22 protein-coding genes and 4 pseudogenes are annotated in these 25,857 nt (G+C 43.2%); 5 read left to right on the top strand and 21 right to left on the bottom strand.

The annotated features are described in order from the left end of the window. Positions 1 to 28: 28 nt before the first annotated feature. Complete coding sequence (locus NSU05_RS19820; protein ID WP_038429873.1) at positions 29 to 2,089, bottom strand: catalase; 2,061 nt, start codon at positions 2,087 to 2,089, stop codon at positions 29 to 31. 200 nt (positions 2,090 to 2,289) lie between these two features. On the opposite strand from NSU05_RS19820, the gene citH reads away from it, so the two are divergent. Beyond that, positions 2,290 to 3,570, top strand: coding sequence for a citrate transporter CitH (gene citH, locus NSU05_RS19825; protein WP_038429874.1), 1,281 nt, complete (start codon positions 2,290 to 2,292; stop codon positions 3,568 to 3,570). Positions 3,571 to 3,725: 155 nt separating this feature from the next. Here the strand turns inward: citH and bglS are convergent, their stop codons facing one another. The 3 genes from bglS to NSU05_RS19840 all read right to left on the bottom strand — a co-directional run bounded on the left by bglS (position 3,726) and on the right by NSU05_RS19840 (position 6,358). Next, a complete protein-coding gene (gene bglS / locus NSU05_RS19830; protein ID WP_038429875.1) occupies positions 3,726 to 4,454 on the bottom strand; it encodes a beta-glucanase in 729 nt (242 codons plus the stop codon). Between the two features lie 295 nt (positions 4,455 to 4,749). Next, positions 4,750 to 5,583, bottom strand: a complete 834-nt coding sequence (licT, locus tag NSU05_RS19835) for a transcriptional antiterminator LicT (protein WP_003242598.1) — start codon at positions 5,581 to 5,583, stop codon at positions 4,750 to 4,752. A gap of 94 nt (positions 5,584 to 5,677) precedes the next feature. Next, positions 5,678 to 6,358: a hypothetical protein gene (locus NSU05_RS19840; RefSeq protein ID WP_038429876.1), complete on the bottom strand. Its 681-nt coding sequence runs from the start codon at positions 6,356 to 6,358 to the stop codon at positions 5,678 to 5,680. 205 nt (positions 6,359 to 6,563) lie between these two features. Here NSU05_RS19840 and NSU05_RS19845 point away from each other — a divergent pair, with 205 nt between their 5' ends. After that, positions 6,564 to 7,850, top strand: a complete 1,287-nt coding sequence (locus NSU05_RS19845; protein WP_082200988.1) for an MFS transporter — start codon at positions 6,564 to 6,566, stop codon at positions 7,848 to 7,850. A gap of 18 nt (positions 7,851 to 7,868) precedes the next feature. Here NSU05_RS19845 and dbpA read toward each other — a convergent pair whose 3' ends face one another. Further along, entirely contained in the window at positions 7,869 to 9,308 is a 1,440-nt protein-coding gene (gene dbpA / locus NSU05_RS19850) for an ATP-dependent RNA helicase DbpA (protein WP_015250888.1), read from the bottom strand. 81 nt (positions 9,309 to 9,389) lie between these two features. After that, complete coding sequence (locus NSU05_RS19855; protein ID WP_046381450.1) at positions 9,390 to 10,538, bottom strand: GDSL-type esterase/lipase family protein; 1,149 nt, start codon at positions 10,536 to 10,538, stop codon at positions 9,390 to 9,392. A 165-nt stretch (positions 10,539 to 10,703) separates the two neighbouring features. Between NSU05_RS19855 and NSU05_RS19860 the strand changes: the two genes are divergently transcribed. Both NSU05_RS19860 and NSU05_RS19865 read left to right on the top strand, forming a co-directional pair. Further along, positions 10,704 to 11,039: a PadR family transcriptional regulator gene (locus NSU05_RS19860; protein ID WP_024571830.1), complete on the top strand. Its 336-nt coding sequence runs from the start codon at positions 10,704 to 10,706 to the stop codon at positions 11,037 to 11,039. 2 nt (positions 11,040 to 11,041) lie between these two features. Next, a complete protein-coding gene (locus tag NSU05_RS19865; protein WP_038429878.1) occupies positions 11,042 to 11,563 on the top strand; it encodes a DUF2812 domain-containing protein in 522 nt (173 codons plus the stop codon). On the opposite strand, the gene NSU05_RS19870 is transcribed toward NSU05_RS19865, so the two are convergent. From NSU05_RS19870 to NSU05_RS19935, 14 genes and pseudogenes are all read right to left on the bottom strand, one after another. Further along, positions 11,555 to 11,743: a hypothetical protein gene (locus NSU05_RS19870; RefSeq protein ID WP_082200989.1), complete on the bottom strand. Its 189-nt coding sequence runs from the start codon at positions 11,741 to 11,743 to the stop codon at positions 11,555 to 11,557. The genes NSU05_RS19865 and NSU05_RS19870 overlap by 9 nt on opposite strands. 30 nt (positions 11,744 to 11,773) lie before the next feature. Next, a complete protein-coding gene (locus NSU05_RS19875; RefSeq protein ID WP_038429879.1) occupies positions 11,774 to 11,905 on the bottom strand; it encodes a hypothetical protein in 132 nt (43 codons plus the stop codon). A 17-nt stretch (positions 11,906 to 11,922) separates the two neighbouring features. Beyond that, complete coding sequence (locus NSU05_RS19880; RefSeq protein WP_038429881.1) at positions 11,923 to 12,375, bottom strand: hypothetical protein; 453 nt, start codon at positions 12,373 to 12,375, stop codon at positions 11,923 to 11,925. A 15-nt stretch (positions 12,376 to 12,390) separates the two neighbouring features. After that, a complete protein-coding gene (locus NSU05_RS19885; protein ID WP_038429882.1) occupies positions 12,391 to 12,687 on the bottom strand; it encodes a YxiJ family protein in 297 nt (98 codons plus the stop codon). Between the two features lie 27 nt (positions 12,688 to 12,714). Continuing rightward, a pseudogene (locus NSU05_RS19890) lies at positions 12,715 to 13,203 on the bottom strand (DUF2716 domain-containing protein). A 15-nt stretch (positions 13,204 to 13,218) separates the two neighbouring features. Further along, a pseudogene (locus NSU05_RS19895) lies at positions 13,219 to 13,549 on the bottom strand (hypothetical protein). A 30-nt stretch (positions 13,550 to 13,579) separates the two neighbouring features. After that, positions 13,580 to 13,750, bottom strand: coding sequence for a hypothetical protein (locus NSU05_RS19900; RefSeq protein ID WP_250540533.1), 171 nt, complete (start codon positions 13,748 to 13,750; stop codon positions 13,580 to 13,582). Next, a pseudogene (locus tag NSU05_RS19905) lies at positions 13,717 to 14,068 on the bottom strand (hypothetical protein). Before NSU05_RS19905 ends, NSU05_RS19900 begins: the two are co-directional and overlap by 34 nt. A 28-nt stretch (positions 14,069 to 14,096) precedes the next feature. Further along, positions 14,097 to 14,503, bottom strand: a pseudogene (locus NSU05_RS19910) (hypothetical protein). A gap of 141 nt (positions 14,504 to 14,644) precedes the next feature. Then, positions 14,645 to 15,046, bottom strand: a complete 402-nt coding sequence (locus NSU05_RS19915; protein ID WP_033882837.1) for a hypothetical protein — start codon at positions 15,044 to 15,046, stop codon at positions 14,645 to 14,647. A gap of 11 nt (positions 15,047 to 15,057) precedes the next feature. Further along, entirely contained in the window at positions 15,058 to 15,459 is a 402-nt protein-coding gene (locus tag NSU05_RS19920) for a hypothetical protein (RefSeq protein ID WP_038429884.1), read from the bottom strand. A 14-nt stretch (positions 15,460 to 15,473) separates the two neighbouring features. Further along, a complete protein-coding gene (gene wapA, locus NSU05_RS19925) occupies positions 15,474 to 22,475 on the bottom strand; it encodes a tRNA nuclease WapA (protein ID WP_082200990.1) in 7,002 nt (2,333 codons plus the stop codon). A gap of 161 nt (positions 22,476 to 22,636) precedes the next feature. Beyond that, positions 22,637 to 23,572 (bottom strand): DMT family transporter, encoded by a 936-nt coding sequence (locus tag NSU05_RS19930; protein ID WP_038430061.1) that lies wholly within the window; start codon positions 23,570 to 23,572, stop codon positions 22,637 to 22,639. Positions 23,573 to 23,640: 68 nt separating this feature from the next. After that, positions 23,641 to 24,384: an SDR family oxidoreductase gene (locus tag NSU05_RS19935; RefSeq protein WP_038429885.1), complete on the bottom strand. Its 744-nt coding sequence runs from the start codon at positions 24,382 to 24,384 to the stop codon at positions 23,641 to 23,643. A 166-nt stretch (positions 24,385 to 24,550) separates the two neighbouring features. On the opposite strand from NSU05_RS19935, the gene NSU05_RS19940 reads away from it, so the two are divergent. Next, positions 24,551 to 25,282: a 2OG-Fe dioxygenase family protein gene (locus NSU05_RS19940; RefSeq protein ID WP_038429887.1), complete on the top strand. Its 732-nt coding sequence runs from the start codon at positions 24,551 to 24,553 to the stop codon at positions 25,280 to 25,282. A gap of 32 nt (positions 25,283 to 25,314) precedes the next feature. Here NSU05_RS19940 and NSU05_RS19945 read toward each other — a convergent pair whose 3' ends face one another. Next, the gene (locus NSU05_RS19945; RefSeq protein WP_038429888.1) at positions 25,315 to 25,761 is read right to left on the bottom strand and encodes a universal stress protein; all 447 of its coding nucleotides are present in this window, start codon (positions 25,759 to 25,761) and stop codon (positions 25,315 to 25,317) included. Positions 25,762 to 25,857 lie beyond the last annotated feature (96 nt).

Below are 25,857 nucleotides of genomic sequence, written 5' to 3' on the forward strand. Positions count from 1 at the left end.
GTATCTTCCTTAAAGATACAGGAGCCGATCAAATTCGTCTATCCCAATGGCGATGAGCAGCAACCGCATCGATAAATGCCTTGCTGAAAGCGGTGTAGTCAGGTTCATCTTTAGCCGTTACGAGGCCTGGCCCCTCTCTTGTCCCGACAGAGGATTGAAGAAGGTCAATTCCTTCATTTGCCGCACCGATCGCCTTGTAGTGATTGTAAGCTTCTCTGATAAACGCCATCGCTTGTTTGTTGTCTTTTAACTCCAGCCCTCCTGCAGCATAGACGGCATCATACAGAACAGAATCAGCCGTCAGGAACGTGCCGCTGGCCTCAAGCTGCTGTCCGCTGCCGCTTGTCATATACCCCAGATTTTGACTGATGATATCCACTGTGATTCCTTCTTGCTTTAAGGCTTCCAGCACTGTTTGCAGCTCTTTTTCATGAAATCCGTTTCCGGCGAGTACAGCGACTTTTCTTGTTGACGCGGTTTTCACTGTACGGGCTTGGCTTAACGCAGGCGAAGTAAGAATTTCTTTAGATGCTTTACGCTTCGCGGGTGCCGCCACGCCTACTCCTTTGGCGATTTCTTCTGCTAAATCTGCATCGACATTGCTGAACACATCAACGACCTGCCGCTGTACGTCTTTGCTTTTGACCTTCCCGACCTCGAAGCAGAAAGCAGAAATGATATGCTGTTTCTCCACAGGAGACATGCTGTTCCAGAAAAGCTTCGCCTGTGAGTAATAATCGTTGAAGCTGTCGCTTCGCTGGCGGATTTTTTTGCCCTCGACTTTTTCCTGATAGTGGACGTAGCCGCCTTCTTCAGCTGTCGCAGGCGACGGATCATTGTTTTGCAGTGAGTTTTTATGATAAGCGACAGGCCCCTTATTGATCGTCATCCGGTGATAGCCGTCGTATTGATTGTTATGGAATGGACATACCGGCCGGTTAATCGGAAGTTCATGGAAGTTCGGACCGCCAAGACGGATGAGCTGTGTGTCTGTATAAGAGAAAAGCCGTCCCTGCAGGAGCGGGTCATTTGTAAAGTCGATGCCCGGCACGACATTTCCCGGGTGGAATGCGACTTGTTCTGTTTCCGCAAACACATTATCCTGGTTGCGGTTCAGCGTCATTTTCCCAATGATCTTCACCGGCACAAGCTCTTCCGGCCACAGCTTAGTCGGATCAAGAATATCAAAATCAAACTTGAATTCATCTTCCTCATCAATCATCTGCACGCCGAGCTCGTATTCAACCTTGCCGCCGTTTTCAATTGTTTCCCACAGGTCACGGCGATGGAAATCCGGATCTTTCCCTGCAATTTTCTGCGCTTCATCCCATACGAGAGAATGCACGCCGAGCACCGGCTTCCAGTGAAATTTCACGAAACGTGCCTTTCCTTGTTCATTGACAAAACGGAACGTGTGCACGCCGAAGCCCTCCATCATTCTGTAGCTGCGGGGGATGCCTCTGTCAGACATCGTCCACATCACCATGTGGGCAGACTCAGGGTTATTGGCGACAAAATCCCAAAATGTATCGTGAGCAGTCGCGGCCTGAGGCATTTCATTGTGTGGCTCAGGCTTAAACGCGTGAACCAAATCCGGAAATTTGATTGCGTCCTGAATGAAAAACACCGGAATGTTATTTCCCACAAGGTCATAGTTTCCTTCTTCAGTATAAAATTTAGTCGCAAAGCCTCTGGCATCCCGCACCGTGTCTGCGGAGCCTTTAGAACCCGCAACCGTAGAGAAACGGACAAATACCGGTGTCTTCACCGAAGGGTCCTGAAGAAATTTGGCCCGTGTGTACTCGGTCATTGGTTCGTAAACCTGAAAAAAGCCATGCACGCCAAATCCGCGCGCATGCACAACGCGCTCCGGAATCCTCTCATGGTCAAAGTGCGTCATTTTCTCCCGGAAGTGAAAATCCTCCATCAGCGTCGGGCCGCGAACCCCGGCTTTTAACGAATGCTCATCCTCTGACACCCGCAAGCCTTGGTTTGTCGTCATTTTCTTCCCGCTGTTATCGGCCCTGTACTGCTCAAGCTGCTCGTCCTTTGAGTGTTCATTTACACGTTTGTTTTGGTCATCACTCATGTCTGCTCCCCCTTTTTAAAACGAAACATTCTACAGCACATTTACCCGTGGCGTTCTTCATATAAACTGCTAATCCGCTCATTAGGATTTTTGGTCTACATATAAATATGCGGTCATACACATTTGAAATAAGCCTTCTTCACAGAAAGAAAAGATGGAAGCGCTTACCAAAAAAGCTGTTGAATAGGGGAGGTCATATCATGCTTGCCATACTCGGTTTTGTGATGATGATTGTCTTTATGTACCTTATTATGTCTAACCGGCTTTCCGCTCTTATTGCCTTGATTGTCGTTCCTATTGTGTTCGCCCTGATCAGCGGATTTGGCAAAGATCTCGGCGAGATGATGATTCAGGGCGTTACAGACCTCGCCCCTACCGGTATCATGCTGTTATTCGCCATCCTGTATTTCGGCATTATGATTGACTCAGGTCTGTTTGATCCTCTCATTGCCAAAATCTTATCGTTTGTCAAAGGAGATCCGTTAAAAATCGCCGTAGGCACAGCGGTTCTGACCATGACCATTTCGCTGGACGGAGATGGGACAACAACCTATATGATTACCATTGCAGCGATGCTGCCTCTTTACAAACGGCTCGGCATGAACCGTTTGGTGTTAGCGGGAATAGCGATGCTCGGTTCGGGGGTTATGAATATTATCCCGTGGGGCGGGCCGACTGCGAGGGTTTTGGCCTCCTTAAAATTGGACACGTCAGAGGTTTTCACGCCGCTGATTCCCGCTATGATCGCCGGCATTCTCTGGGTGATCGCCGTTGCTTATATCCTCGGAAAGAAAGAGCGGAAGCGGCTCGGCGTCATTTCGATTGATAACGCACCGTCTTCCGATCCGGAGGCCGCACCGCTCAAGCGTCCCGCTCTTCAATGGTTTAACCTGCTGCTGACTGTCGCTCTGATGGCCGCACTGATCACCAGCCTGCTGCCGCTCCCTGTTCTTTTTATGACTGCGTTCGCCGTCGCCTTGATGGTCAACTATCCAAATGTCAAAGAGCAGCAGAAACGAATCTCGGCGCATGCGGGTAATGCGTTAAACGTTGTCTCAATGGTGTTTGCTGCGGGCATATTCACAGGCATTCTCTCCGGCACAAAAATGGTCGATGCCATGGCGCATTCTCTCGTTTCACTCATCCCTGATGCCATGGGCCCGCACCTGCCGTTGATCACTGCGATCGTCAGCATGCCATTCACCTTTTTCATGTCGAATGACGCCTTTTACTTCGGTGTCCTTCCCATCATCGCCGAAGCCGCTTCCGCTTACGGAATAGACGCCGCTGAAATCGGAAGGGCCTCCTTGCTGGGGCAGCCTGTGCATCTGCTCAGCCCGCTTGTGCCTTCCACCTATCTATTGGTTGGAATGGCAGGCGTCAGCTTTGGCGACCATCAAAAATTCACTATTAAATGGGCCGTGGGAACAACGATTGTGATGACGATTGCCGCACTTTTGATTGGGATTATTTCTTTCTAAATGTATGAGCTTGATCAGCATTGAGTGAGTACGTGATTTACAGAGGGGAGAAGATCAAATAGGATATTATGAGTGAATAGAAGATTCATGCCAACAACTTCTCATTACAATCATAAGAGCCTGCTATATTGCAGCAGGCTCTTTCACATTTTGCATTATTTTTTTGTATAGCGCACCCAGTCATAATGAGCGTATAGCGGATTTACACCATTGTAGGAACCGAGCCAGTCATCGACACCCGTGCCATTCCACAAGTTCATCATGATCTTTCCAGGTGTTGTCGGAATTTGGTTTGTTGCAGTATGTTTTAATTGCCCGTCGACATACCATTTAATAGAGTTTGGCTGCCAATCGAATGCATACGTATGATAGGCATTGGCTGCATCAAACCCGAGATCAACAATCTTCTCATGGTTTCCTGCACCATTTGTATAATAGTTAAATTGAACCTTCGTTGTGTCTTTTCCTAAAAATTCGATATCTATCTCATCCCAAGGAGTTCCATCTGTTGGACCTGTGTAAGTGAAGAACGATGAAACGATCCCTGTGTTTTTAGCTGGTTTCATTCTGACTTCATAAAGTCCATAGCCATATGTTTGAACAGAACGGTTTTCCCCGCAGTCAAACTTGTTATAAGCTGGGCTTGTTAGCGCTAAACGCATTTCACCCAATGACGTCACTGATACGTTATTAGCCCGCCACGTGCAGTTGAACATATTTCCATTCGAATAACCATCTGCTTTTTGCCAAAAACTGGAGTTATAGCCGTTAAAAGGGTCAAAAAACGATCCACCTGTTTGAGCCGAGGCAGTAGAAGTGACTGCAAACAAACTCATAAACAATCCAGTGACAAGAAGCAACAACACTCGTTTCAGATAAGGCATATTGGCATTCCCCTTTCATTGAAAGCGTTTTCTATGTTGATCTTACATGATTCTTTTAAAAGGGAACATCGGTCAAAATAATGATAATACCGAATCTTACTTACTTGAATCCTGTAACTATCATCATCTTCCCTCTGAAAAAAATAAAAACCTAAATTACCATCAGCACAGACAGAGATGATCCGCACTCATTGTAATTTAGGTTTTGCCTGCTTTATCAGTAACAATCCTGCCATTTTCATATGTGAATGTAAGAAAAAGTGTACACAAGGAAACAAAAATGTCAGCGCTCTCATTATGCTTGTTTAACTACCCTTTCTATGTGAATGGTTAAATACAGCAGTTCGTCACTTGTGAGCTTGTGCTCATACTCCCGCTCAATGTAGGTTTGGATTTTCTTCGTGCATTCATACGCGCGATGATACTTTTCTTTCACTGTATCCAGCAAAAAATCGTCCTGGCTTTCCATGTGAGTGCCGTTAAATAGACGCTGCGCGAAAAACTTTAAGTGGGTGACGAACCGATAATAGTGAAGCGATTCTTCGTTGAATTCAATCTTAAAATGGTATTTTACAATACTCAAAATCTCTTGCATGACTTTTGTAATGTTGATGATATTGGGCATCTCTTCATTCAGCTCGGCATTTACAATATGCAGAGCAATAAAGCCTGCTTCATCCTCTGGCAGAGACACACCAGTCTTGTTTTTTACCATAACCAACGCTTCTTTGCCGATCGCAAATTCGTCTTTGTAGAGCCGTTTTGTTTCCCACAGCAAGGCGTTTTTGATATCAAGCCCTTTCTGGTTGCGCTGGATGGCAAAGTTAATATGGTCGGTCAGCGACACATAGATGCTGTCGTTGAGCTTTTTGCCGAGCTGTAATTTTGCGTAGCTGATAATCTCTTCGGATACTTCCATACACTCGATCGGTATATCATACAAAAGGGTTTTGAACTTTTCTGATACATCCTTGTTATCGAGCGTGAACACTTTCTCAATGCGGGCTTCATCGACATCATCGCCGGACTTTTTCTGAAACGCGAGCCCCCTGCCCATGACGACCAATTCTTTCCCTTGTTCATTGACCACGCTGATCACATTATTGTTGATCACCTTCGCAATTTTCATGACATGTCCCTCCAATCAACTAAGAACAGACTATATCTTGATTGTACATTCTTTTTGTACTAGGTCAATATCATCAGGGAAAGACAGAAGCTGGTCAGTACAATTCACTCCGTACCTGCTGCCCGGGCTGTTTTTGAAGCAGCGCCTCCAGATGGCGTTCAAATGATGCCTTGTCAGCTTTCTGCTTTCTGACAATGCTGTTCATGATTTTGACGCTTTCGGCGCTGTATTGTGTATATTGTTTTTTCAGCTGATCCAGCTGCTGTCTTGTCTTCTTCGCGTTTTTCGGTGTGACTTGGCCGATGAGTTTGATCATATTGTCTGCGGTCTCAAAAAAAGCGGCTCTATTTTCTGTCAGCTGCTGAATTTCGATGCGGCTCATGTCTTGATTACGCGTTTTTTTAAGCAAGGCGACCGCCTCGCTGTTTTGTTTTTTGAGCGATTTGTTCTCAAGCTTAATCGATTCGAGATTCTCCTTCGCAATGTCTGCTTCTTCTTCAGTCATGCTGCTTCGCACGAAGTATTCTGGATTGCCGATTCCATAATCAAATGCTTCGCTCACTTGTATCATGGAACTGAACACAATGGCCAGCTGCCTGTCGCTTGCGAGGGCTTGGAAATCCTGCCTTTTCTTACTGCTCATCGGTTTGGCTGCGGTTTGTTTTACTGTCTTTTGATCACAGTCTGCGAACATCTGAGCCTCACCTTCACTTTCGCATGCGCTCATCACAAGAACTGTGACCAGCAGGCTTATACACAAGCCTATTCGCCTCATGCTCTGTCTCCTCTCTGCTGAATCCCTTCTGGAAAATACCATAAAATATAGTTAAATGGTACCAGATGAACCTAACCCCAGCAATAAATCAAAAGTATGATTTGAAGCGCAAAGCATAAATATTTTGTAAAAATTGACGTGCATTCCATTCTTTTCAGGCCCCTTTCTCGTACAATAGAAGTATCGTTACCGGAGAGGGGCTCTGATGATGAAACGTTTTACGAAACAAGAAAACAGCTGGGTATTATATGACTGGGCAAATTCTGCTTACTCAATTGTCGTGACCACCGCGGTATTTCCGTTATTTTATAAATCAGCAGCTGCGGAAAGCGGTATCAGTTCCGCTCAATCGACTGCCTATCTGGGCTATACCATTGCGATTTCAACGTTTATTCTTGCGATGCTCGGCCCTATTTTAGGCACAATAGCCGACTATGAAGGGTGCAAGAAAAAGTTCTTCGGTTTCTTTGTGTCAGCCGGTGTCGCCAGCACCGCGATGCTCGCCTTTATCCCAAGTGAGCATTGGCTGCTATTGCTGCTGTTTTATACGATATCGGCTATCGGTTTTTCCGGCGCCAATGTGTTTTATGATGCCTTTCTCGTGGACGTCACGCCTGAGAAACGGATGAATCTCGTCTCGGCACGGGGTTTTGGCTTAGGATACATTGGCAGCACGATTCCATTTATCATCAGTATTGCTGTCATCCTGCTCGCACAAGCAGAGACGATTCCAGTGTCTGTATCGGCCGCAAGCCAGCTGTCCTTTTTCATAACGGCTGCCTGGTGGGGGCTGTTCACCATCCCAATGATTAAACATGTCCATCAACGCTATTACATCAAAAAAGAACCTCATATTGTCATCAACAGCTTTAAGCGGCTCGGCCAAACGATGAAACGGATCAGGCAATACCGGGCACTTTTCCTCTTCTTGCTCGCTTATTTCTTTTATATCGACGGAGTCGGCACGATTATTACGATGTCGACATCCTATGGATCAGATTTAGGGATCGGCTCCTCAAGCCTTCTGATCATCCTATTTGTCACCCAGGTAGTCGCCGCGCCGTTTTCGATTATATACGGAAAACTGGCAGAACGCTTAACGGGGAAGACAATGCTGTACGTCGGGATCGTCATTTATATGATCGTCTGCGTGTATGCCTATTTTATGGAGACAACGCTTGATTTCTGGATACTGGCTATGCTTGTCGCCACCTCGCAGGGCGGTATTCAAGCCCTAAGCCGTTCCTATTTCGCCAAGCTTGTGCCAAAGCGCCACGCCAATGAATTCTTCGGTTTTTACAACATTTTCGGAAAATTCGCCTCAATTATGGGGCCGCTGCTCATTGCCGTGACAGCCCAGCTGACCGGGAAATCCTCGACTGCGGTGTTCAGTCTGATCATTTTGTTTGTAATTGGTATTGTGATTCTTGCCTTTGTTCCGGAGGAGACCAGCGCCGATGTCAGCCAGCAGCAAAATGACCTGCCCCTTTAACTGGGAGCAGGTCATTCATCATTTATTCGCTTTATTCACCTTCAGCTGTTTCCCTTTGACGGTTGTGTTCTTCATCACTTTGAGAACATGAGGGCCTTTACCATTTAAAATCTCAACGTATGAGGCGTTATCCATGATCGTAATGATGCCGATGTCGTCAGCTGACACACCGTCAATTTTGGCAATCGTTCCTACAAAATCAACGGCTCTGATTTTCTTTTTCTTTCCGCCGTTAAAATACAGCTTCATAATGTCTTTATTCAGCTCTTCGCTTTTGTCTTTTTTGCTTTCCGGACGGTCATTCATTTTAGCTAGAAATTCTGGTTTCTTCCTTGCCACTTCCTCTTGAGAAGGGGCTTCTATTTTTTGAATCTCAAATCCGATATATTCTTCAATGTCGGCTAAAAACCGTTTTTCGAAGGCCGTGACAAACGAAATGGCCTTTCCTTTGTTCCCTGCGCGTCCCGTTCGGCCCGTGCGGTGGACATAGCTTTCCTTTTCAAGCGGCAGATCATAGTTGATGACAAGGGAGATATTTTCAATATCAATCCCGCGCGCGGCGACATCCGTCGCGACTAAGTAACGGTACTCGCCACGTTTAAATTCATTCATGACGTCGAATCGGTCTTCCTGAATCATTCCGCCGTGAATTTTATCGCATGGATATCCTAAGTCATCCAATTCATCGGTCAGCTGATTGACGTGCTCCTTCGTTCGGCAGAAAATGATGCAGCTGTCGGGATTCTCCGTCATCAGCACATCTTTCAGCAATGAAAATTTATGCTCTTCTCTTACTTGAATCACCGCATGTTCAATATTTCTTGTGGTAAGCCCGGCCGCTTTGATTTCGATATGCTCAGGGTTTTGCATATATTGACGGCTCAGCTTCTCGATATCCTGCGGAAGCGTCGCCGAAAACAGCATCGTCGTACGCTCAGTCGGCAGATGCTTGATAATCGCCTCCACCTGCTCGATGAAGCCCATATTCAGCATCTCATCCGCTTCATCAATGACCAAATAAGAGAGACGATCCAACGGCAGCGTGCCTTTTTCGATATGATCCAGAACACGTCCCGGCGTGCCGACAACAATGTGGCTTTTTTGCTTAAGCTCAGCTTTTTGTTTATCAAAGGAGGATTTTCCAAATACGGCTGTCGCTTTGATCCGTTTAAATCGTCCGATGTTCGTGATATCTTCCTTTACTTGCACCGCAAGCTCACGGGTTGGAGTTAAAATAAGCGCCTGCGGCTTGTTTTCATCCCAATCCGCCAGCTCACAGAGAGGAATCCCGAACGAAGCCGTTTTCCCGCTTCCCGTCTGTGATTTGACGACAAGATCCTTTCGTTCAAGGGCAGCGGGGATCACGCTCTGCTGCACCTTGGTCGGTTCTGTATATCCCAGTCCTTCCAATGCTCGTAAAATGTCATGACTGATTTGATAGTTTTTAAAATGACTCATGTATAAACTCCTGTCTCTTGCAGATGTTCTCATTATACTCTAATTGACGAAGGCATATGTGTTTTGACGAAAAATGATGTATTAAAAGCCATCGATTCCCTGGCGTTTTAGCTCCTGAACAGCCAATCGCGCCAGTGCGTCAGCCCCAGCGCGGTTCGGATGAAGCGTATCTCCGTCCATATAAAGCGCGAGTGTTTTTTCCGGACCGATCGATGTAAAGTATGCCGAGCTGAGGACATTTAAGTCAATGAGATGTGTTTTTTCCTCTTCGGCCAAAGCTAAAATAGAGGCCCTGTACCATCTGTTGACAGACGAATGGATGCCTTCAGAAGTAAAATCGGTCGCCCGGCCCTGGGGTGTTGATAGGATGACGTCCGCTCCTTTCGCTTTCACCTGACGAATCATATCACGCATCATCTCTTTAAATTCCGCTTCAGATTCATTATGCTTCGGATTTGTGTCATTAATGCCGAGCTGCAACATAAAATAATCCCCCGGCTTGATGTACTTCAAGATCGCCTCAAGCTGTCCATCATTTCTGAACCCTCTCGCGATCTGCCCGCCAGACGCCATGTTTCTCACTTGAAAGGTGTGTTTATCGATATAGTGAGGCAGCATCTGCCCCCAGCCCGCCTGCTTGCTGCTGTTGAGCGGATAATAATTGCACACCGTCGAGTCGCCGCCGACATAAATGGTTCGGTTCGTCACCGGCTGATCAGACAATTTCTTTATTTTCAAGGCGCTGAGCGTAAAAGCGGTGCCTGCCTTTCCCTCTGTCACCAGCAGATTCAGCTGCCCGTCGGTGACAGGAATTTGGAACGTATCCTCCGCGCCATCCCCTGTCATATTAATAACCTGAAACACGCCCTCCGCCGCCACACTGGCCCTTGCCGTATTGCCAAGCGTCACCTTCACCTCATAAAGGCCATTCGGGAGATCAACATTAAACGTGTTATTGCTTTTCGTCCCATACGCTAAAAACTGAACCGCATCACTCTTCACACCAGCCCCGGATGCCGCCACATCCCTCATATTCTCCGGTGTTTGAAAACCGTAGCCCTTTGACCGATCATATCGATCAGACGCCCTGACACCAATATAACCAGGCTCCACCGAACCGCTTCCAAAGTCAAATTGATACACCTTCGGCTCCGCCGCCTTCACTTTCTCAATCCCTCCAAAACCCAGCATCAACATCATCACAATAACCGCTGCCATCCATTTTTTCATCAAGACTCCCCCTCTATGAAAACGAATACATTAATGCATACTCGGTGATTGTTTCTTTATGATGACTGAAGGGAGAAAAAAAATTGCGTTGACAAACAAAAAGGAAGATTTTATTATATCAATAAGTGATATATCATTAGTTGATATAAGAAATGAGGTGACCGCTTGCCAAAGCAGCGTCCGCAGGAAATGGATCAGCTTACCGATCCAGCCTATTATATTGTCTTAACATTGCTGGAGCCAAAACACGGATATTCGATCATGCAGGAGATTGAGGACATGACCGATGACTCCTTTACGATCGGTCCGGCTACCTTATATACATTGTTAAAGAAATTACTGCAAGAAGGGATCATTGAGCTTGTCAACAATGACAACCCGCGCCGCAAAGTGTACCAAACCACCTTGCACGGCCAAGAACTACTCAAAAAAGAAATTCAGCGCAGAAAAGTGATGGCTGAACACGGTCAACGTGCTTTTCAACAATTGAAAGGGGATTAGTCATGAAACAGAAAAAATTTATGATGTCTGAAGGATTGGCCTTTTCAGAAGAAAAGGATATGAAGAGACTAAGTGATATGGCCAGCAAAGGCTGGGTACTCGATTCTTTTGCGGTTATGGGGTATAAGCTTAGAAAAGCTGAGCCGCGGAAATTGATCTACAGTATTGATTATCATGATATTGAGGAAGAAAGTTTGGCGGAATACACTGAGATGTTTGAAGCGGCCGGATGGGAACATGTTTGCTCTTCACAAGGTATGCATATCTTTTCGGCTGAGCCCGGAACTTCGCCGATATACAGTGATCAATCCACCATGAGAGAGAAATATAAAAGAAGCGAAAAAGACGTTCGAAACGTCACCTGCACCTTGAGTTTCCTGACTCTCTTGTCAATTGCACTCCATTATTTGACCGGATTATCAAATTGGGTGCCTTTGGCTTTCCTGGTTGTGACTTTTCCATTTCTCGTGACATATGCGGCAACAAAAGCAAGAACGCTTGGAAAGTGGGGAAAATCAGTGTGACTTCTTGTCACACTTGATCACATCCCAACCTCCGCAATAGAAACTCATCTGATCTTCTTGATCATACACATAATAACGGAGTCTTTCCCATTGATCGTCAGTCGGTTCAATCTCCAACTCAACCGCATCAATGGATTCAAGGTCATCCAGCCTTGATGCACTAATGTCTTCAAACCGCAAATGAATGTCACAGGTTTGAGCTGATCGTTTTCATTCAAACACAGGAATATGAATATAACGATCATCTTCTTTCATATAGAAAGAAAACTCGTTTAATGTAAATGGACCTGTATCCTCATCAGAAAGATGCTTTTTCAATTTCTCGTATTGTGTGATATACAAATGAATACCTCCTATTTTTAGTTACCGCCAACCATATAGATCTCCGCAGCATCGTATTCAAACCATATGATCCGTTCGCCTGAGTCCGTTAGGCATTGGAGCTTCCCTTCTGAAAAATAGCTTTTATCCGGTTGAGGATCAGTGATCAGAAAAACATCATCATTGATGGAAGCTAGCAGAAAGAGAAAATCTGCAATATCCCGGTCTGCTTCCTGTAATATGGATTGGAAATGGAATTCCCTTTTGTCCAGCTTCGTCACCTTGTAAGCATGACCTTCAAAATACTCGGACAGGTCTTCTATAAATGAACCAGTCGTTAATACCTGTATCATGATTCGATCGTAGGCAAGCCCTGTCCAAAAACGATAAAACGACTCTGCATCTTCAAGTTCGCATGACATAACGGTTTGGTCAGGCTTAAGCTCGATCATGTCCAAATTGCCAATACTGCTTATAGAGGTTATTTCCATAAAATCTTCCCCTTATCAGTTGGATAGCGCAACGCAAATCTCTTGTCTGACTTGTTCATACAAGAGAATGTGATTATACAGATCCTTATCGTTTTTGATCATATCCGGAAGTATGTCAGGATACAGCTCAAAAAAGCTTTTCTCCAACGAACGCCGCTGATGCCCGGACATCCTTTTATTCGCCAGCACATAATCCAAACTGCCATCAACTAGCATAAAAAACTCATAGATTTCCGCTTCAAAGCCGTACAATTCACTAGGATACGGCGTTTCTTCAAGCTCTCGCTGTCTTTTTCTCAGCTTTTGAAGCACGTTGATCCTCTCCCTTCCGCAACAATCTCATCTATTTTGAAACAGGATAGGCGGATCATTATCTATCGCCTCTAACAGCTCTTCACCAAACACAGTGATTGTACATTTCCACGGGCCTCCCAAAAGTCCCCAAGAGAAGTCCTGATGAAAAAAGAAATAATAGTCTCCATTTGGAAATACGGGAACAGACTATTCGCCAAATTCATCCTGAGGCATTGCCTGATGAGGGCTAAACATATATCCGTCATGCTGTCAGTCTAATGCGTACATCACACCGTGTTTTCCAGTACATGATTGAAATGTTTTTAAAATCGAAGTCTCTAAATCATTCAGCACTCTGACCACATCATCATTACTGGCTTTACCGCTCATCCCGCTTGAAATATCAAACACTTGATATGGATCAGGCGGGATGATGTGATGACATCTGCTTCCGGGCTTCCATTTTATGAGCTTGTTCACTTCTGACCAGATGCGTTCTTGTTTTGTCTGACTTAAAGCGCGCCAATTCATCATAATCTCATCAACACCTTATTGGATATCCTGCTTATAAATACCAGAAGAGGTCACTGCGTAAACAGCGATGCTTGTCAGTTTCAGCTGTTGAACGTCTAGGGCTTCACCATTCGAATCACAACACTTCACCTCTTGCATCGGCAGACTCACATCGGCAGAAATTAAATAAAGAAACGACTCAAGCTCTTCACCGTAACAATTGAACGTCCCAACCAAAAAACCTTCTTCAGATATCGCGAGCTGATCAAAATGCTTCTGAGTCCGGCTCTTTATCCGACAGAATCCACACCCGTCTCACGACAGTTTCATTAAATGCGGCGATGACTGCATCTCCGTAATACAGCATATAAATCAACCCGTCTTTTTCTGCAAGCCCCTAACAATCATCTACAGCCGGCGCATCCATTTCTTCGAGCCTTCTATCAATGTGTATTTCCTTCTGCTTACCATCCAAAGTAAAACACCAAACACTATGACAGTCAGGATTTTCATCATGATAAATCCCTTCATCATTTAAACCGACCCAAAGCTGTTGTTTTTCATCCAAAGACAGGAGGAAACCCCTGAAGGCAAGTAAAAATCACTTTTCACTTTCCCTCTTCTGAAAAAACCTTTACCTTCGGCTCATACGATTCGTAATAAACGAAGACATGCCATCTGCTCATTGTTGGAAGAGCTAAATATCGCTATATGTAATCTGCTCTTTCACTCTAAAATCCCGAACATCACCAGCAGGATCATAGATTGAAACAGTGATATCACCTCTCTCACCTTTTCCAATGTAGACACGCCCCTGTGGATCAGCATGAAAAAAACAATCTTGGGTGTCCGTGTTGATGATTTTATTCATTTTTATTTTTTTCATTGGTTATACTCCCTAGTTAGAAATTCTTTTACTCGTTAACCTTATACGCATAGAATTGTTTTGAATCAAAAGAAACAAACTCAACCTTTACAGATATCAATCTTCTGTTTATGTCAATGAGAAAATTAGCATTTGATTGATACTCTGGTATCATAAGATTTGATAGATTTCCGATTCCTTCCGGGTGATAACTAATCTCAAATATTTGCCAATTGTATTCTTCTGGAACAATTTTCTCCAATCTGATATCACCGTCACCTGCATTAAAATAAACAGAAGCTACATTTTGAAAGAGAATGTTATGAGTATATTTATTATTGTTTTCAAAAACTTGAATATCGAGTGAGAGTTCTTTTTTAAAGAACTGATAATCAACCTTTAAAACATCGCATCCCCGTCAATATAATCTATCCATTGTTCAATTGTATTGTATATTCTTCCTCTCCTGACTAATCTCTGTTTATATACCAACAAATCCTTATATAAAAGCGGCTTGATGATAATCATAAATTCTCCAAATTTTAAAAAAGGAAGCCTGTACTTAATTAATTAGTACAGGCTATATTGTTCACAACTTTATTTATACATATAAAAATCAATAAATTTATTAAGTTTATTTCTAAATGATGTGATTTCCTCATTATAGAGATGCAACTCTTTGAAAATTTCCTCCTCATAGTCAATTTCAACGTATATAAATTTCATTGTTAAATGGTTATGTTGATTATTAATAGTTAATCTAAGTCTTCCATCCAAAGAAACTAATTCTTTTTTTGAAGTGCTAAAGATAAATTCCAGCCAATCTTTGAAGAACCTAAGATTTAACTCAATTTCCTTTATCTCAACTAAAAGGTTTTCTTCTGATATTGTTAAGTAACTTATAAAATGGTATCCTCCATCAAATTCATCTGATTGATCGACCTGTAAAATTCTAAATTCAAGTTTAGAAAAATTATTATTGGTAGTGAGACTGTTCAATGTATCCCTCCTTAAAAAACAGATAGAAAGTCGTTAATATTATTTTTTAAAAGATTTACCAAATAAGAATCTGCCTTTTGTTTAAAATGAAGAACAGATAACCTATTACCTAGAACTTCTAAAATGATTTCGATTTCAAAAGACTCATTAGAATTTTTAACTGAAATTGTAAAGTTTTCCTTTTCGTCTTTTAAAATACAATTATTAATCTTCCCATTTAATAACTCTACTAGATCATTTTCAAATATTTTCAAAACAGATTGAGTGTAACAAATATTTTCAAGGAGTAAACATATATTTAGAGAGTTATATTTTATTTCGCAGATAAATTTGGTATTTTCCCTCTTTTCATTAAAATCTTTTAATTCAATAGAGAGTTTGTAAGGCTCCATCTCGATTAAAAGCAAATTCAAAATAACAACCCCCTTCACCTTTTCTTTTTATAGTAGTCTTGATAATGATAATGTCTTACTCTCTTGGTTCTCTTATTGTAAACGACTTTCATACTGTATTTTTTACCATTCTTATACATCGTCGAATAATAAGCACTATACCCTTTAGCACCATCTCGTTTTCTTTTTCCATATACAATAGTACTGGCTATATGATGTCTAGGAACATATCTACCATTTTTAGCATGTTTATATGCAGTGGAATCATATTTAAATTTCTTCGCTATTCTTTTAGTTTTCTTTGCCCTATATATATTTCTTATACTCCTGTAGGCTCTTTTGGCAAGTTTGAATCTACCTCCACCTACAAAACCATATGCTGCAGCTTTAGCAACTCCTCGCCAGCCCTTACCAGATTTATATGCTTTGTAAGCATCATAAGCCGCAAATCCAGCATTAATGGCTAGCCATACCCAATGCCCATCTGGGTCAACATTCATCACAGGGTTATTATTTCCATAAGCATACCCATTCTGATCCAATGAGTCTCCGTCGCTACCTGGGTCTGGGTCGAGCGATAGGAACACGCCGTTTCTTGGCTCGTAGTAGCGGGCCATGAGATAGTACAGGCCGGTTTCTTCGTCGTATTGGTAGCCTGCGTAGCGGTAGCGGTTGTCTTTCACTTCGTCGCTTGCTTCGGTTTTTGTTGGATTTCCCCATGCGTCGTACTGATATTTGGCAACCGTTTTTCCAGTGCTGTCTGAGATCGCGATGACATCGCCGTGTGCGTTGTAGTGATAGAAATATTTCTTGCCATTTTCTGTGTAGGAAAACAGCTGGCCGCTGTCTCCGTACGTGTATGATTTTGTGACGTTGTTGTCTGCGTCTGTTTCATACAAGACGTTCAAGCTGTCTCCGTCGTAGAAGTAATTCGTGACTTTTCCGTTGACCGTTTTTTGGATTCTGTTTCCTTTTTCATCATACTTATACGTTGCGAATGGCTTGTCTTCGCCTTTTTTGGTAACGGCGGTCAGGTTGTCTTCTGCATCCCACGTATATGTGAATTTGCCGTCGGATGTGCGGTTGCCGTTTTTATCGTACGAGATGCTTTCTTCATTGACTTTTGTCAGCTGGTTCATGATGTTGAAAGAGGCGTTCACCGTTTTGCTCGAACCGTCTTTTACAGTTGTAACGGTTTTCCGGTTTCCGAATCCATCATATGTGTATTCAATAACAGTACCGTCTTCATGGGTTTCTTTGACAAGCTGATTCAGCTTCCCATACTCATATTGCACCTTGCCGCTTGCTGAGCTGTTTATCGTTGTGCGGTTGCCGTTGGCGTCGTATTCATAGCTTTCTGTCAGAATGCTTCCGCCATTTTTGTCGCCGATATGCAGCGAGCTTACAAGGTTTCTTTCGTCATATGAAAAACTTGTTCCGCCGCCGTTGCCCGTAATAAAGGTTTGGACGTTTCCATTTTCATCATAATCAAATGAATAGGAAGATGTACTGTCTTTCATCTCAATCATTTGATCAAGTTTGTTATACGTAAATTGATTCGTTCCTTTTTGATCTCCATGGCTCCACGAGAAGGTTTTCAGCTTATCGGAGTCACTAGGATATGTCCAAGTTTGGCTGCCGCCGCGGTCAGTCAATTCGGTTAAACGGTTTTTGTTGTCAAATGTCCGTTTTTTTGTGGTGTTCTGCTCTTTATTGACGACCGACGTTTCATTTCCATTTTTGTCATACGTGAAATTGTACTTTTCTGTACCGTTATACGACTTTGATTTCACCCGGTCTGTTCCATCATAAGAAAGAGACACTTCGTTGCCATTTGGTGAAATGGTTTTGGTCAGGTTGCTGTTGGCATCATATTCGCTTGCTAACACATTGCCCAGAGGATCAGTTGTTTTGACAAGCTTGCCCATCACATCATATTCGTATTTATAGGTTTGATCTGCTCCCGCCCGGATGGTTTTGCTTACCTCATTGCCTTCCTTATCATAGCTGTGAAGGATAGACGTGCCGTTAGAGAGCGTCATGTTTGTCAATTGGTCTGCCTGATCATACGTATAGGTTGTTTTTTCACCTTTTGCATCTGTTTCAGACGTTTTCTTACCAGTTTCATCGTAATCAGTTGAAGTGGCGTAACCTAGTTCGTCCTCTTCCTTGGTCACATAGTTGCCATTACTGTCATACGTGCTTTTAGTCAGAAGGCTTCCTTCAATCAAACGGATATCATCAAACCAGACTGTGCCTGTCGCACTCTTTTGGAACAGAATACTAATATCTACTTTATTGATCGGCTTTGTTTTAGGGATGACGACAGCTGCCCGGTTCCATTCCTGTGTTCCAGAAGGGAATTTCGCATTGTAGACGCCTGTGCTGCCGTCAGCGTAAGTGACATTCGCCTGCAGAGAATAGTCTTTTTCATCTGTAAATTTGACGCTGCTTGCTTTCGACATTCCTGTCAGTGTGAGATAAACCGATTTGTCATTTGCGCTTTGCCCTAAGACAACGGTTTGTTTTGTTACTGATCCGGCTTGGGACGCACTGGTCCGGGCAGCTTTTAATGATACATCATCATTAAAGCCTTCTTCAGAATCAACGGATGCTCCGCTTACATTCCAGCTTTCCGTTGCTGAGGTGAAACTGCTGTTTTGAACTGGGTTATAGCTTGACGATACTTCGCCTTTTTCCAGCTGGACTTCATCGAACCATGCTTTTCCTTTGCCATCTTTATCTTTATGATCAACTTCCATATACACAACAGCTTTTCCTGCATTTGCTGGAGTCGTAAAAGTGATTTGCCGTTTTGTCCAGTCATTTTTTCCGGCTAATGCACTGTATTCATTGTGAATCCATTGAATCCGTTTTTGATCTTTGTCTCGCAAATCAATGTTAAAGTAGGCTCTTGATTTCGCAAGATCTGTTTTGATTTTCCCGCTTAATGTATAGGTTGTATTCGGCTCCAGCTCAACTGTTTGTGTTGCTGACGAATACCCATGATCTGTTCCGGCAGACGTTGATTGGCTCAAGACTTCCAATGCCTTTGATCCGGAAAGAACCCCGCTTTTATCGGTGATAATTGAGATTTTGCCGCTGTCTTTAGAAGCAGTCAGATTCCAGCCGGATTTTTGCGCTTCAAAGCTTCCATCTTTCAAAATATTAGTTGAAGCTGATAAATCTTTGCTGGATTGAATCTGATTTCCGTATTTATCATAAACGGCTGCTGACGATGATTTTCCACTCTGATCGGTTTCGGATACAGCATCCAGTCCGTCATAAGCAATATCCGTGACATTGCCCTCGGTATCCTTCATTTTTGTGACATCGTTGTTTTTGTTGTATTCGTATGTCTCAGTTCCATATGCGTCTTTAACAGACGTAACGTTGCCATCTTTGTCATATTGATAGCTTTCCGTTGCTTTTCCGGTGCCGACGTCGTTTGGATCGACATCTTCTACAACATTGTTGCCTTCATACTTTGTATTCGTTGTAATTTTTAACCCTTCCGCATCATCAATGACCTGAATCGGATTTCCCGCTTCATTATAGCCGTACTGTACTTTCCGGCCATTCGGCTGTGTCATGAGAAGCGTCTTTTTATCAGCATCATAGCTATAGACATATGTTTCTTTCTTAGCGTTAATCGCTTTATCAAGACGGTGTCCATTATACTGATATTCGGTAAAGACAGGCTTTGCTTCGGTACTGTTGGCTGAATACTGTTTGACAAGGCGCCCTTCGCTATCGTAGTCATAGCTTGTGACAGTCCCGTCTGTATCTGTAACCTTCTTCAGCAAATCATTCTCATATGAGTAGGTGACTTTCTTATTCTTAGGTCCGGTGATGGACGTCACATGGCCGTTTTCATCATAGGTAAATGTAAGCTTGCGGCCTGATGCATCTGTAATGGCGGTCAGTTGATTTTTGTCATTGTAAGTATAGACAGTTGCATTGTTGTGGCCATCCACTACCTTTTGGAGTTTGCCGCCTTTTTTATTGAAATAAGCGTTGGTTTGATCCTTTGTTTTTAATATGAACTGATCAGTTGTTTCTGTTAATTCAAGATATACACCGGTCGGCGGCTGATAGGTGCCATCGGCTTTTTTCGTGAATCGATGTGTCGTAGCGTCTTCATCGATATACATTGCCCCGCCATCCGTTGAGATGACAGATGTTTCTGCATCAGCATACCAGCCTTGCCCAAATAAATGATCAGAGCTGTCAAGACTGTTGTAGGTTCTCGATAAGCCAAGTCCCGGACCACGTCCGTCAATTGACAAATCTTCTTCATTCACAATGACATTGCCTGTCGCACCATTTAACTGGCCGCTTGGGATATCAATGATAGACCAGTATTCTTCTGTCCCAAGGAATTCTGCTCCTTCATGGAACGTTGGGTTAAAGGGCGCCGTTGGAATTGTTTCACCATTCGCATCATAGGCGAGAAGCGTGAAAGAATAATTCTTCTTCCCTTTGTAATTCCCATTTGCATTGTTATAAACAGGTGATGGATCGAGGGCTAATTCCCCGCCTTTTCCATCGGTATGAAGCTTATAGCTTCCAGCTTTGATTTCCTCAGAAGTCGGCCAGATGTTTTTATTTTGGGTTGTCCAATGATCCGCGTCACCCACATCAAAGGATTGATATTCTTTACCGTTATAAATGTTAACTTTATAGCCTTTCGCATTTTGAACCTTTTCCCATATCAAATTTACATAGCCCGTTTGACTCGATTTTGTATTTGTATACAAATAGCCAGTTAAATTCTTTGGCTTAGCGATATCAGGAAGTGCCGGGTTAGCAGCCGGTGATGCAATGGATTCGCCGTCTTTGTTGTATGCGATAATTTTAAACGAGTAATTTCTTTTGGCTCCATCTCCCCCGGCGTTTTTATAAGTTGGGCCGGGATTGATCGGCAGCTCTGCTCCGCTCCCGTCCTTTAGGTGAAGAGCATATTTTCCCGCCTTGATTTCTGCACTTGTCGGCCAGATCTTTTTCCCTTTTGTGGTCCAAGACGTCTGATTTCCGAGATCAAGTGTCTCAAAGCCTTTCCCATTGAACACCTGAATCTTATAGCCGGTTGCACCAGATACAGCTTTCCAAGAAAGATCGAAATAACCTGTGGCATTCCCATTATTGTAGCCCTTTGCTGATGGTGCTTGTGCTTTTCCTACATTAGGGATAACGGGCTTTGCCGGTGCGGACATCGCTCCTTCACCTTGGTCAAATATCGCACTGACGCCAATCCAGTAGTTTTTGCTTGTAGCATAGCTTCCGCCGGAATTCTTATAGACCGGGGATGGATCTAATGCCAATTCAGCTCCACCCTTGCCGTCCAGATGCAGTTTATATCTCTTGGAGGCAATTTCTGCGCTCGTAGGCCAGATTTTTTTCCCTTTTGTGCTCCACGACGTGACGTTGCCTGCAGAAATCGCTTGATATTCCTTACCATTGTAGATCCATACCTTATATCCTTTTGCGCCTTCAACCTTTTTCCAGCTGATATCGAAATAACCTGTGGAATCGCCGTTGTGATAGGCTTTGATTGTAGGTGTGTTTCCCTTTGGTATGGTATACGTCACTTCAATATACGGTTTATTGGCGGAGTTCGCTGAAGAAATTAGTTTTTTCCAATACTCCTTGCCGTTTCCGTTTGTATGAAGCTTAAACCCATAGTTGGCCCCGCCGGAGTTCCATGACTTTACAGCAGCGGTCACATCATAACTCGCCCACTGTCCTTTATGGACGTCGGCTTTTCCGATATTTTTAGATGCCGGTTTGGTGTTCCATGTCACTTTTGCATTATCATAATTGCTGTTGACCGTATCCAGCCAAAGACCGGTTGCCTTTGTTCCATAATAGGAATGGGCTACGTATGTTTTTAATGTAGCTTTAGTGACAGTCATATTTTGAATTGGCTTTAGGTTGTTAAATTTCATGAACGCATAGTTTGTGCCTGTTGTTTTGTCATAATAGCCCGTTTTCAGTACATAGGCCTTTAAATTAGCATCCCATTTTTGTGAGGAGGCCGAATAGTTCGTCGTCGGGTAGGCACTCATGACAAACGTGTCCGATGAAACAGATAAAGAAGTTGACGGGTCGATAGATACTGGATATACGCGTTCTGGGTCTTTCAGCCAGTTCTCGTCTGCCGTAAGATGAAGCAAATACCCTTCTTCATTCTTTTCCAGCTTATAGCTGACTTTGTCTGACCGTTCAACCTCGCCGGAAAGCTCATCTAGTTTTGAATCCGTCATAAAAGGTTTAGGCACAGAAAAAACAACTTTGCCTTTTTCATCAGAAAAATCAATGGATCCATCCTCTTGTTCTTTAGCCTGCAAATCGGTTTTTAACTGAAATGTAAATGTGTTGTATCCATCATACTGATGAAGGACTAAATCTTCTTTTATGTTTTCATTGAATGTGAAAGTCTGAAGATCAATATTCGGAAAAACATCCGGATACACAATCTCATTACTGTCAGTCTTATAATCTGCTGAGGTATCTTTCGGAGTAAGTGAAGTTTTATTCAGGCCTTTCGCTTCTACAAGTGAATATGTAACCTTATGGTCATTATGCTCAAAAGTCGCATAAAGCCCGTTCTTCATTTGCTTTTGAAAATCTGAATTCAAAATAGCGTTCTCTGTCTCGACTTGTTTGCTTGTCGACTCTTTTAACTCAGGAGAAATGTCTTCCCAGTCGGCATCAGGTGTTTCCTTTGTATGAATAGGATCAAGGTATACTTCCTGTTTATAGACACCGTCACCTTCATAATAGAGTTTTGTATTTTCTGTTCTTTCAGAGGTGATCTCACCCTCTTTGTTTATATCTTTTGGATCAAAAGGTACAGCTTCCTCAGTTTGTTCTTTCTGAAGAGTTTCTTCTGGATCATCGGCAGCAATACGATTTCCATTCTCTTCTTCTGTGGATTTTGCTAGTACATCGGCTGGCACTAATGAAATTATTAAAGCCAACACTAAAAATGCTGCTATGAACCTTTTAAAGTTTCGCCTCTTTCTTTTTTTCATTTTCTCTCTCCTTTTGTAATAAAAGTAATATTTACTCAATAATCTTAACTAGACTGAAATATTATTACAATATTTTTCTAGAAAATTTATCTTATTTTAAGGATTAGCGAGAGTCAATTGACCTAAAACAAAAAAAGGCCGCATAGGCCTTTTTACATTTTTTATTGTATTTGTTCAATCTCCGTACCCTCAGCTGTCACATTCGCCTTCCCCTGCCTCCTGACAAGCGTCAAGGCCATGCCCGCAAAGATCATTACGATGCCAAGCGTTTGATAGAGGTCAGGGCGGAAGCCTGTGAAGACGGTATCGAGCACGATCGCGACAGCGGGGTCGAGAAATACAATGATTGAAATAAATTTCGTTGATAAAAATCGCAAACTGTCAAAAAACAACAAATATACAATACCCGTATGGATGATGCCGGTAGATACCACCATAATCCAGTTTCCCTGAGATAGGTCAGCAAAAGCGCCAAAGTGAATAAACGGAATCAGGATGATAACCCCTAAACCCGTCTGCAAGAAGGTGGTCGTGTAAGGACTGAGATTGTGAATGCCTTTTCCCAATAAAGTGGTGAACGCATAAAACAGTGCGGCGAGAACTGCCCATATGATCCCTGATCCCATCAGCTGTGTCAATGAAGTGCTGCCGTTAATCCCGGAAATCAGCGCAGTTCCCAGAAAGCAAATGATAATGGAGCTGACGGAGATCACATTTAATTTCTCTCTGTAGAGGAAGCTCCCCAGAAGAAGAACAAGCACTGGCGCTAGGTGATAAACGGAGATGGCAATTGTAACGGACGTTTCTTCAAAAGACTTAAATAAGAACACCCAGTTGAATACAAGAAAGAAACCGCACGCCAATGTTTGCAGCACGTCTCTCTTGCTCCATTTTTCAGTTTTATACTGGCCGGACGCCAGCCAGCAAAGGCCTAAAAACAGCGTCGCGCAAAGGCAGCGGACAAAGACCAATTCAAATGACGGCAGATTGGTATGCTCTGAGAAAAAGCCGATGGAGCCGAAAATCACCATGGAGATGACCATTTTGATTACGGCTGTTGATTTTTGTTTTGGTGTGATTGAGAGATCTTGCTGCATCAAGCGTATTCTACCTCCAATTATGTATAGGGAAAAGCACCCCAACTGCAAGGTGCTTTTCCCTTTTTTTATAGTTTCTTGCCGGCCGTCCAGCCGCCGTCTATAACAAAGTTTGAACCTGTAATAAAGTGCGCCTCATCAGAAGCCAAATACTTCATACAGGAAACGATATCACTCGGCTGCCCCCACGTATGAAGGGCATGGTTAGCTTTGATCAGCTGAACCATTTCATCGTCTTGAAAATACTCTTCCGTTAATTCTGTTTGGATCACGCCCGGTGAAATGCTATTCACCCTGATCCCCTTTGATCCGAACTCCATAGCGAGCTGCTTCGTCAGTCCGATGATCGCATGCTTGGAAGACACATAGGCAGCCCGCGCAGGCTCTGCCATCAGCCCGGACACAGAGGCGATGTTGATTATACACCCTCGTTTCCCCAGCTTTGACCACAGCCTTGCCGCGTCCCGAGAAAGAATAAAGGCTGCCGTGAGATTAATGTCTATGACTTTTTTGAATGATTCTGCTGATAATTCAAGAACAGGGGTAATTTCCCTTATCCCTGCTGCATTGATCAAAATATCCGGGATCAGCCGGCTTTTTTCAAGTTTTAGCATCAAAGATTCCGCCTGCCGGACATCAGACAAGTCTGCTTTTTCCATGTGAAACTCACTGTTTACTATAAATTCTGACATTTTATTCGTTTGAATATCCACTCCAACGACTCGAAAGCCTTCTGCTAAAAATTGCTTTACCGCCGCAAAGCCGATTCCGCTATTTGCCCCAGTTATCATTATATTCTTTTTCTTCATCATTTTACATTCTGCCTTTTTTCATTTTGGTAATTTGTAATAATCCGAATATTATATTTGACAATATATTACAAATAATTTAGCATTGCACTACATCCTCTATTTTCCACATTTTCTATCATACAGGAAATTACTAAAAAAATCATCTACTTTTTAAGGAGAGATTCATATGGTTCAAGTTTCAAACGTACAAAAAGAGTTGACATCCGATATTTCTAAATATGCTTCTTTTTTAAAGGAAAACGGCTATTCGTATATCCCAGCAGATTTCTACCGGCAAAAAACTACAGACGCCGCAGTCCGCAAATTACAGCTTACATATGATGCTTTGAAAGCTGATCCTAAAGGAGGCGGCCGTTACAGAGCGCATTCCCGCTACATTTTGGCTCCTCACTCCGACACTCTTGAATTAGATCCGGATAATGGATATTTCCAATCAAAAGAATATAATTATGATGATGGCGGTATCGTCAGACAATTTGAAAAAATATCAGATGAGTTTCTACAGCATCCTGTAACGCGGCAAATGATACATTCAAATGTAGAAATGGCCCGCCAAACCGATTTTGTAGATTGGGAGAAAGAAGTGATCGTCGGGCTTCACCAAGTCAGATATCAAGTGACACCTGACGCGCCTTCATACAGCTCACCCATTTGGCTGCATCGTGACGATGAACCGCTTGTTTTCGTCCATCTATTTCAGCTGAGCGAAGATGCTATCGGAGGAGATAACTTAATTGCTCCGTCTGTTAAGCAAATTGATAAAGTGCTGCGGCTGACAGACCCGCTTGAGACACTTGCTCTCGGGCAAAAGGTCTTTCATGCGGTTACACCGGTCGGCACTGCCAATAGAGATGGTGCGCATCGAGATATATTATTAGTTACATTTTCTAACAGATAAAAAAAGCGCCCTTGGGCGCTTTTTTTACAAATCTATCGAACAATTAAAACCGGGCATGTTGATAATTGAGACACTTTATGGCTGACGCTTCCAAGCATCATTTCTTTCAGGCCGCTGATCCCCCGGCTGCCAACTACAATCAGGCTGACGCCTTTCTCTTTTGCGTGATTTAGTATCTCATACGCCGGCTCGCCATTCGCGTAAATGGTTTCAGCTTGAACGCCTTTTTCGGCTGCTTTTTCTTTTGCATTCTCAAGGATTTTCAGGCCCTCTTTTTTAACCTCGTTCCTGATTTCATCAATAAAGTGTTCAGGCACATAGACAATTCCCGTCAGAGAAGAAGTCGTGACGACGGCTTCTCTCCCCACATGAAGAATGCTTAGTTCCACTTGCTGCTCTTTTGCCAAATGCACTGCGGCATCAAGGGCTTTTGCACTCATGTCTGATCCGTCAATCGCTACTAACATTTTGTTAAACATGCTCTTCCCGCCTTTCGGACTGTGGGTGGTTCATCTTTCTCTTTTATTGTCCGCCTGCATTTCGTTATTGTCAATTGAAGCGCATGAGTTTTCAAA

It is taken from the genome of Bacillus sp. EU52, from assembly GCF_037964975.1.
Lineage (GTDB): Bacteria > Bacillota > Bacilli > Bacillales > Bacillaceae > Bacillus > Bacillus subtilis.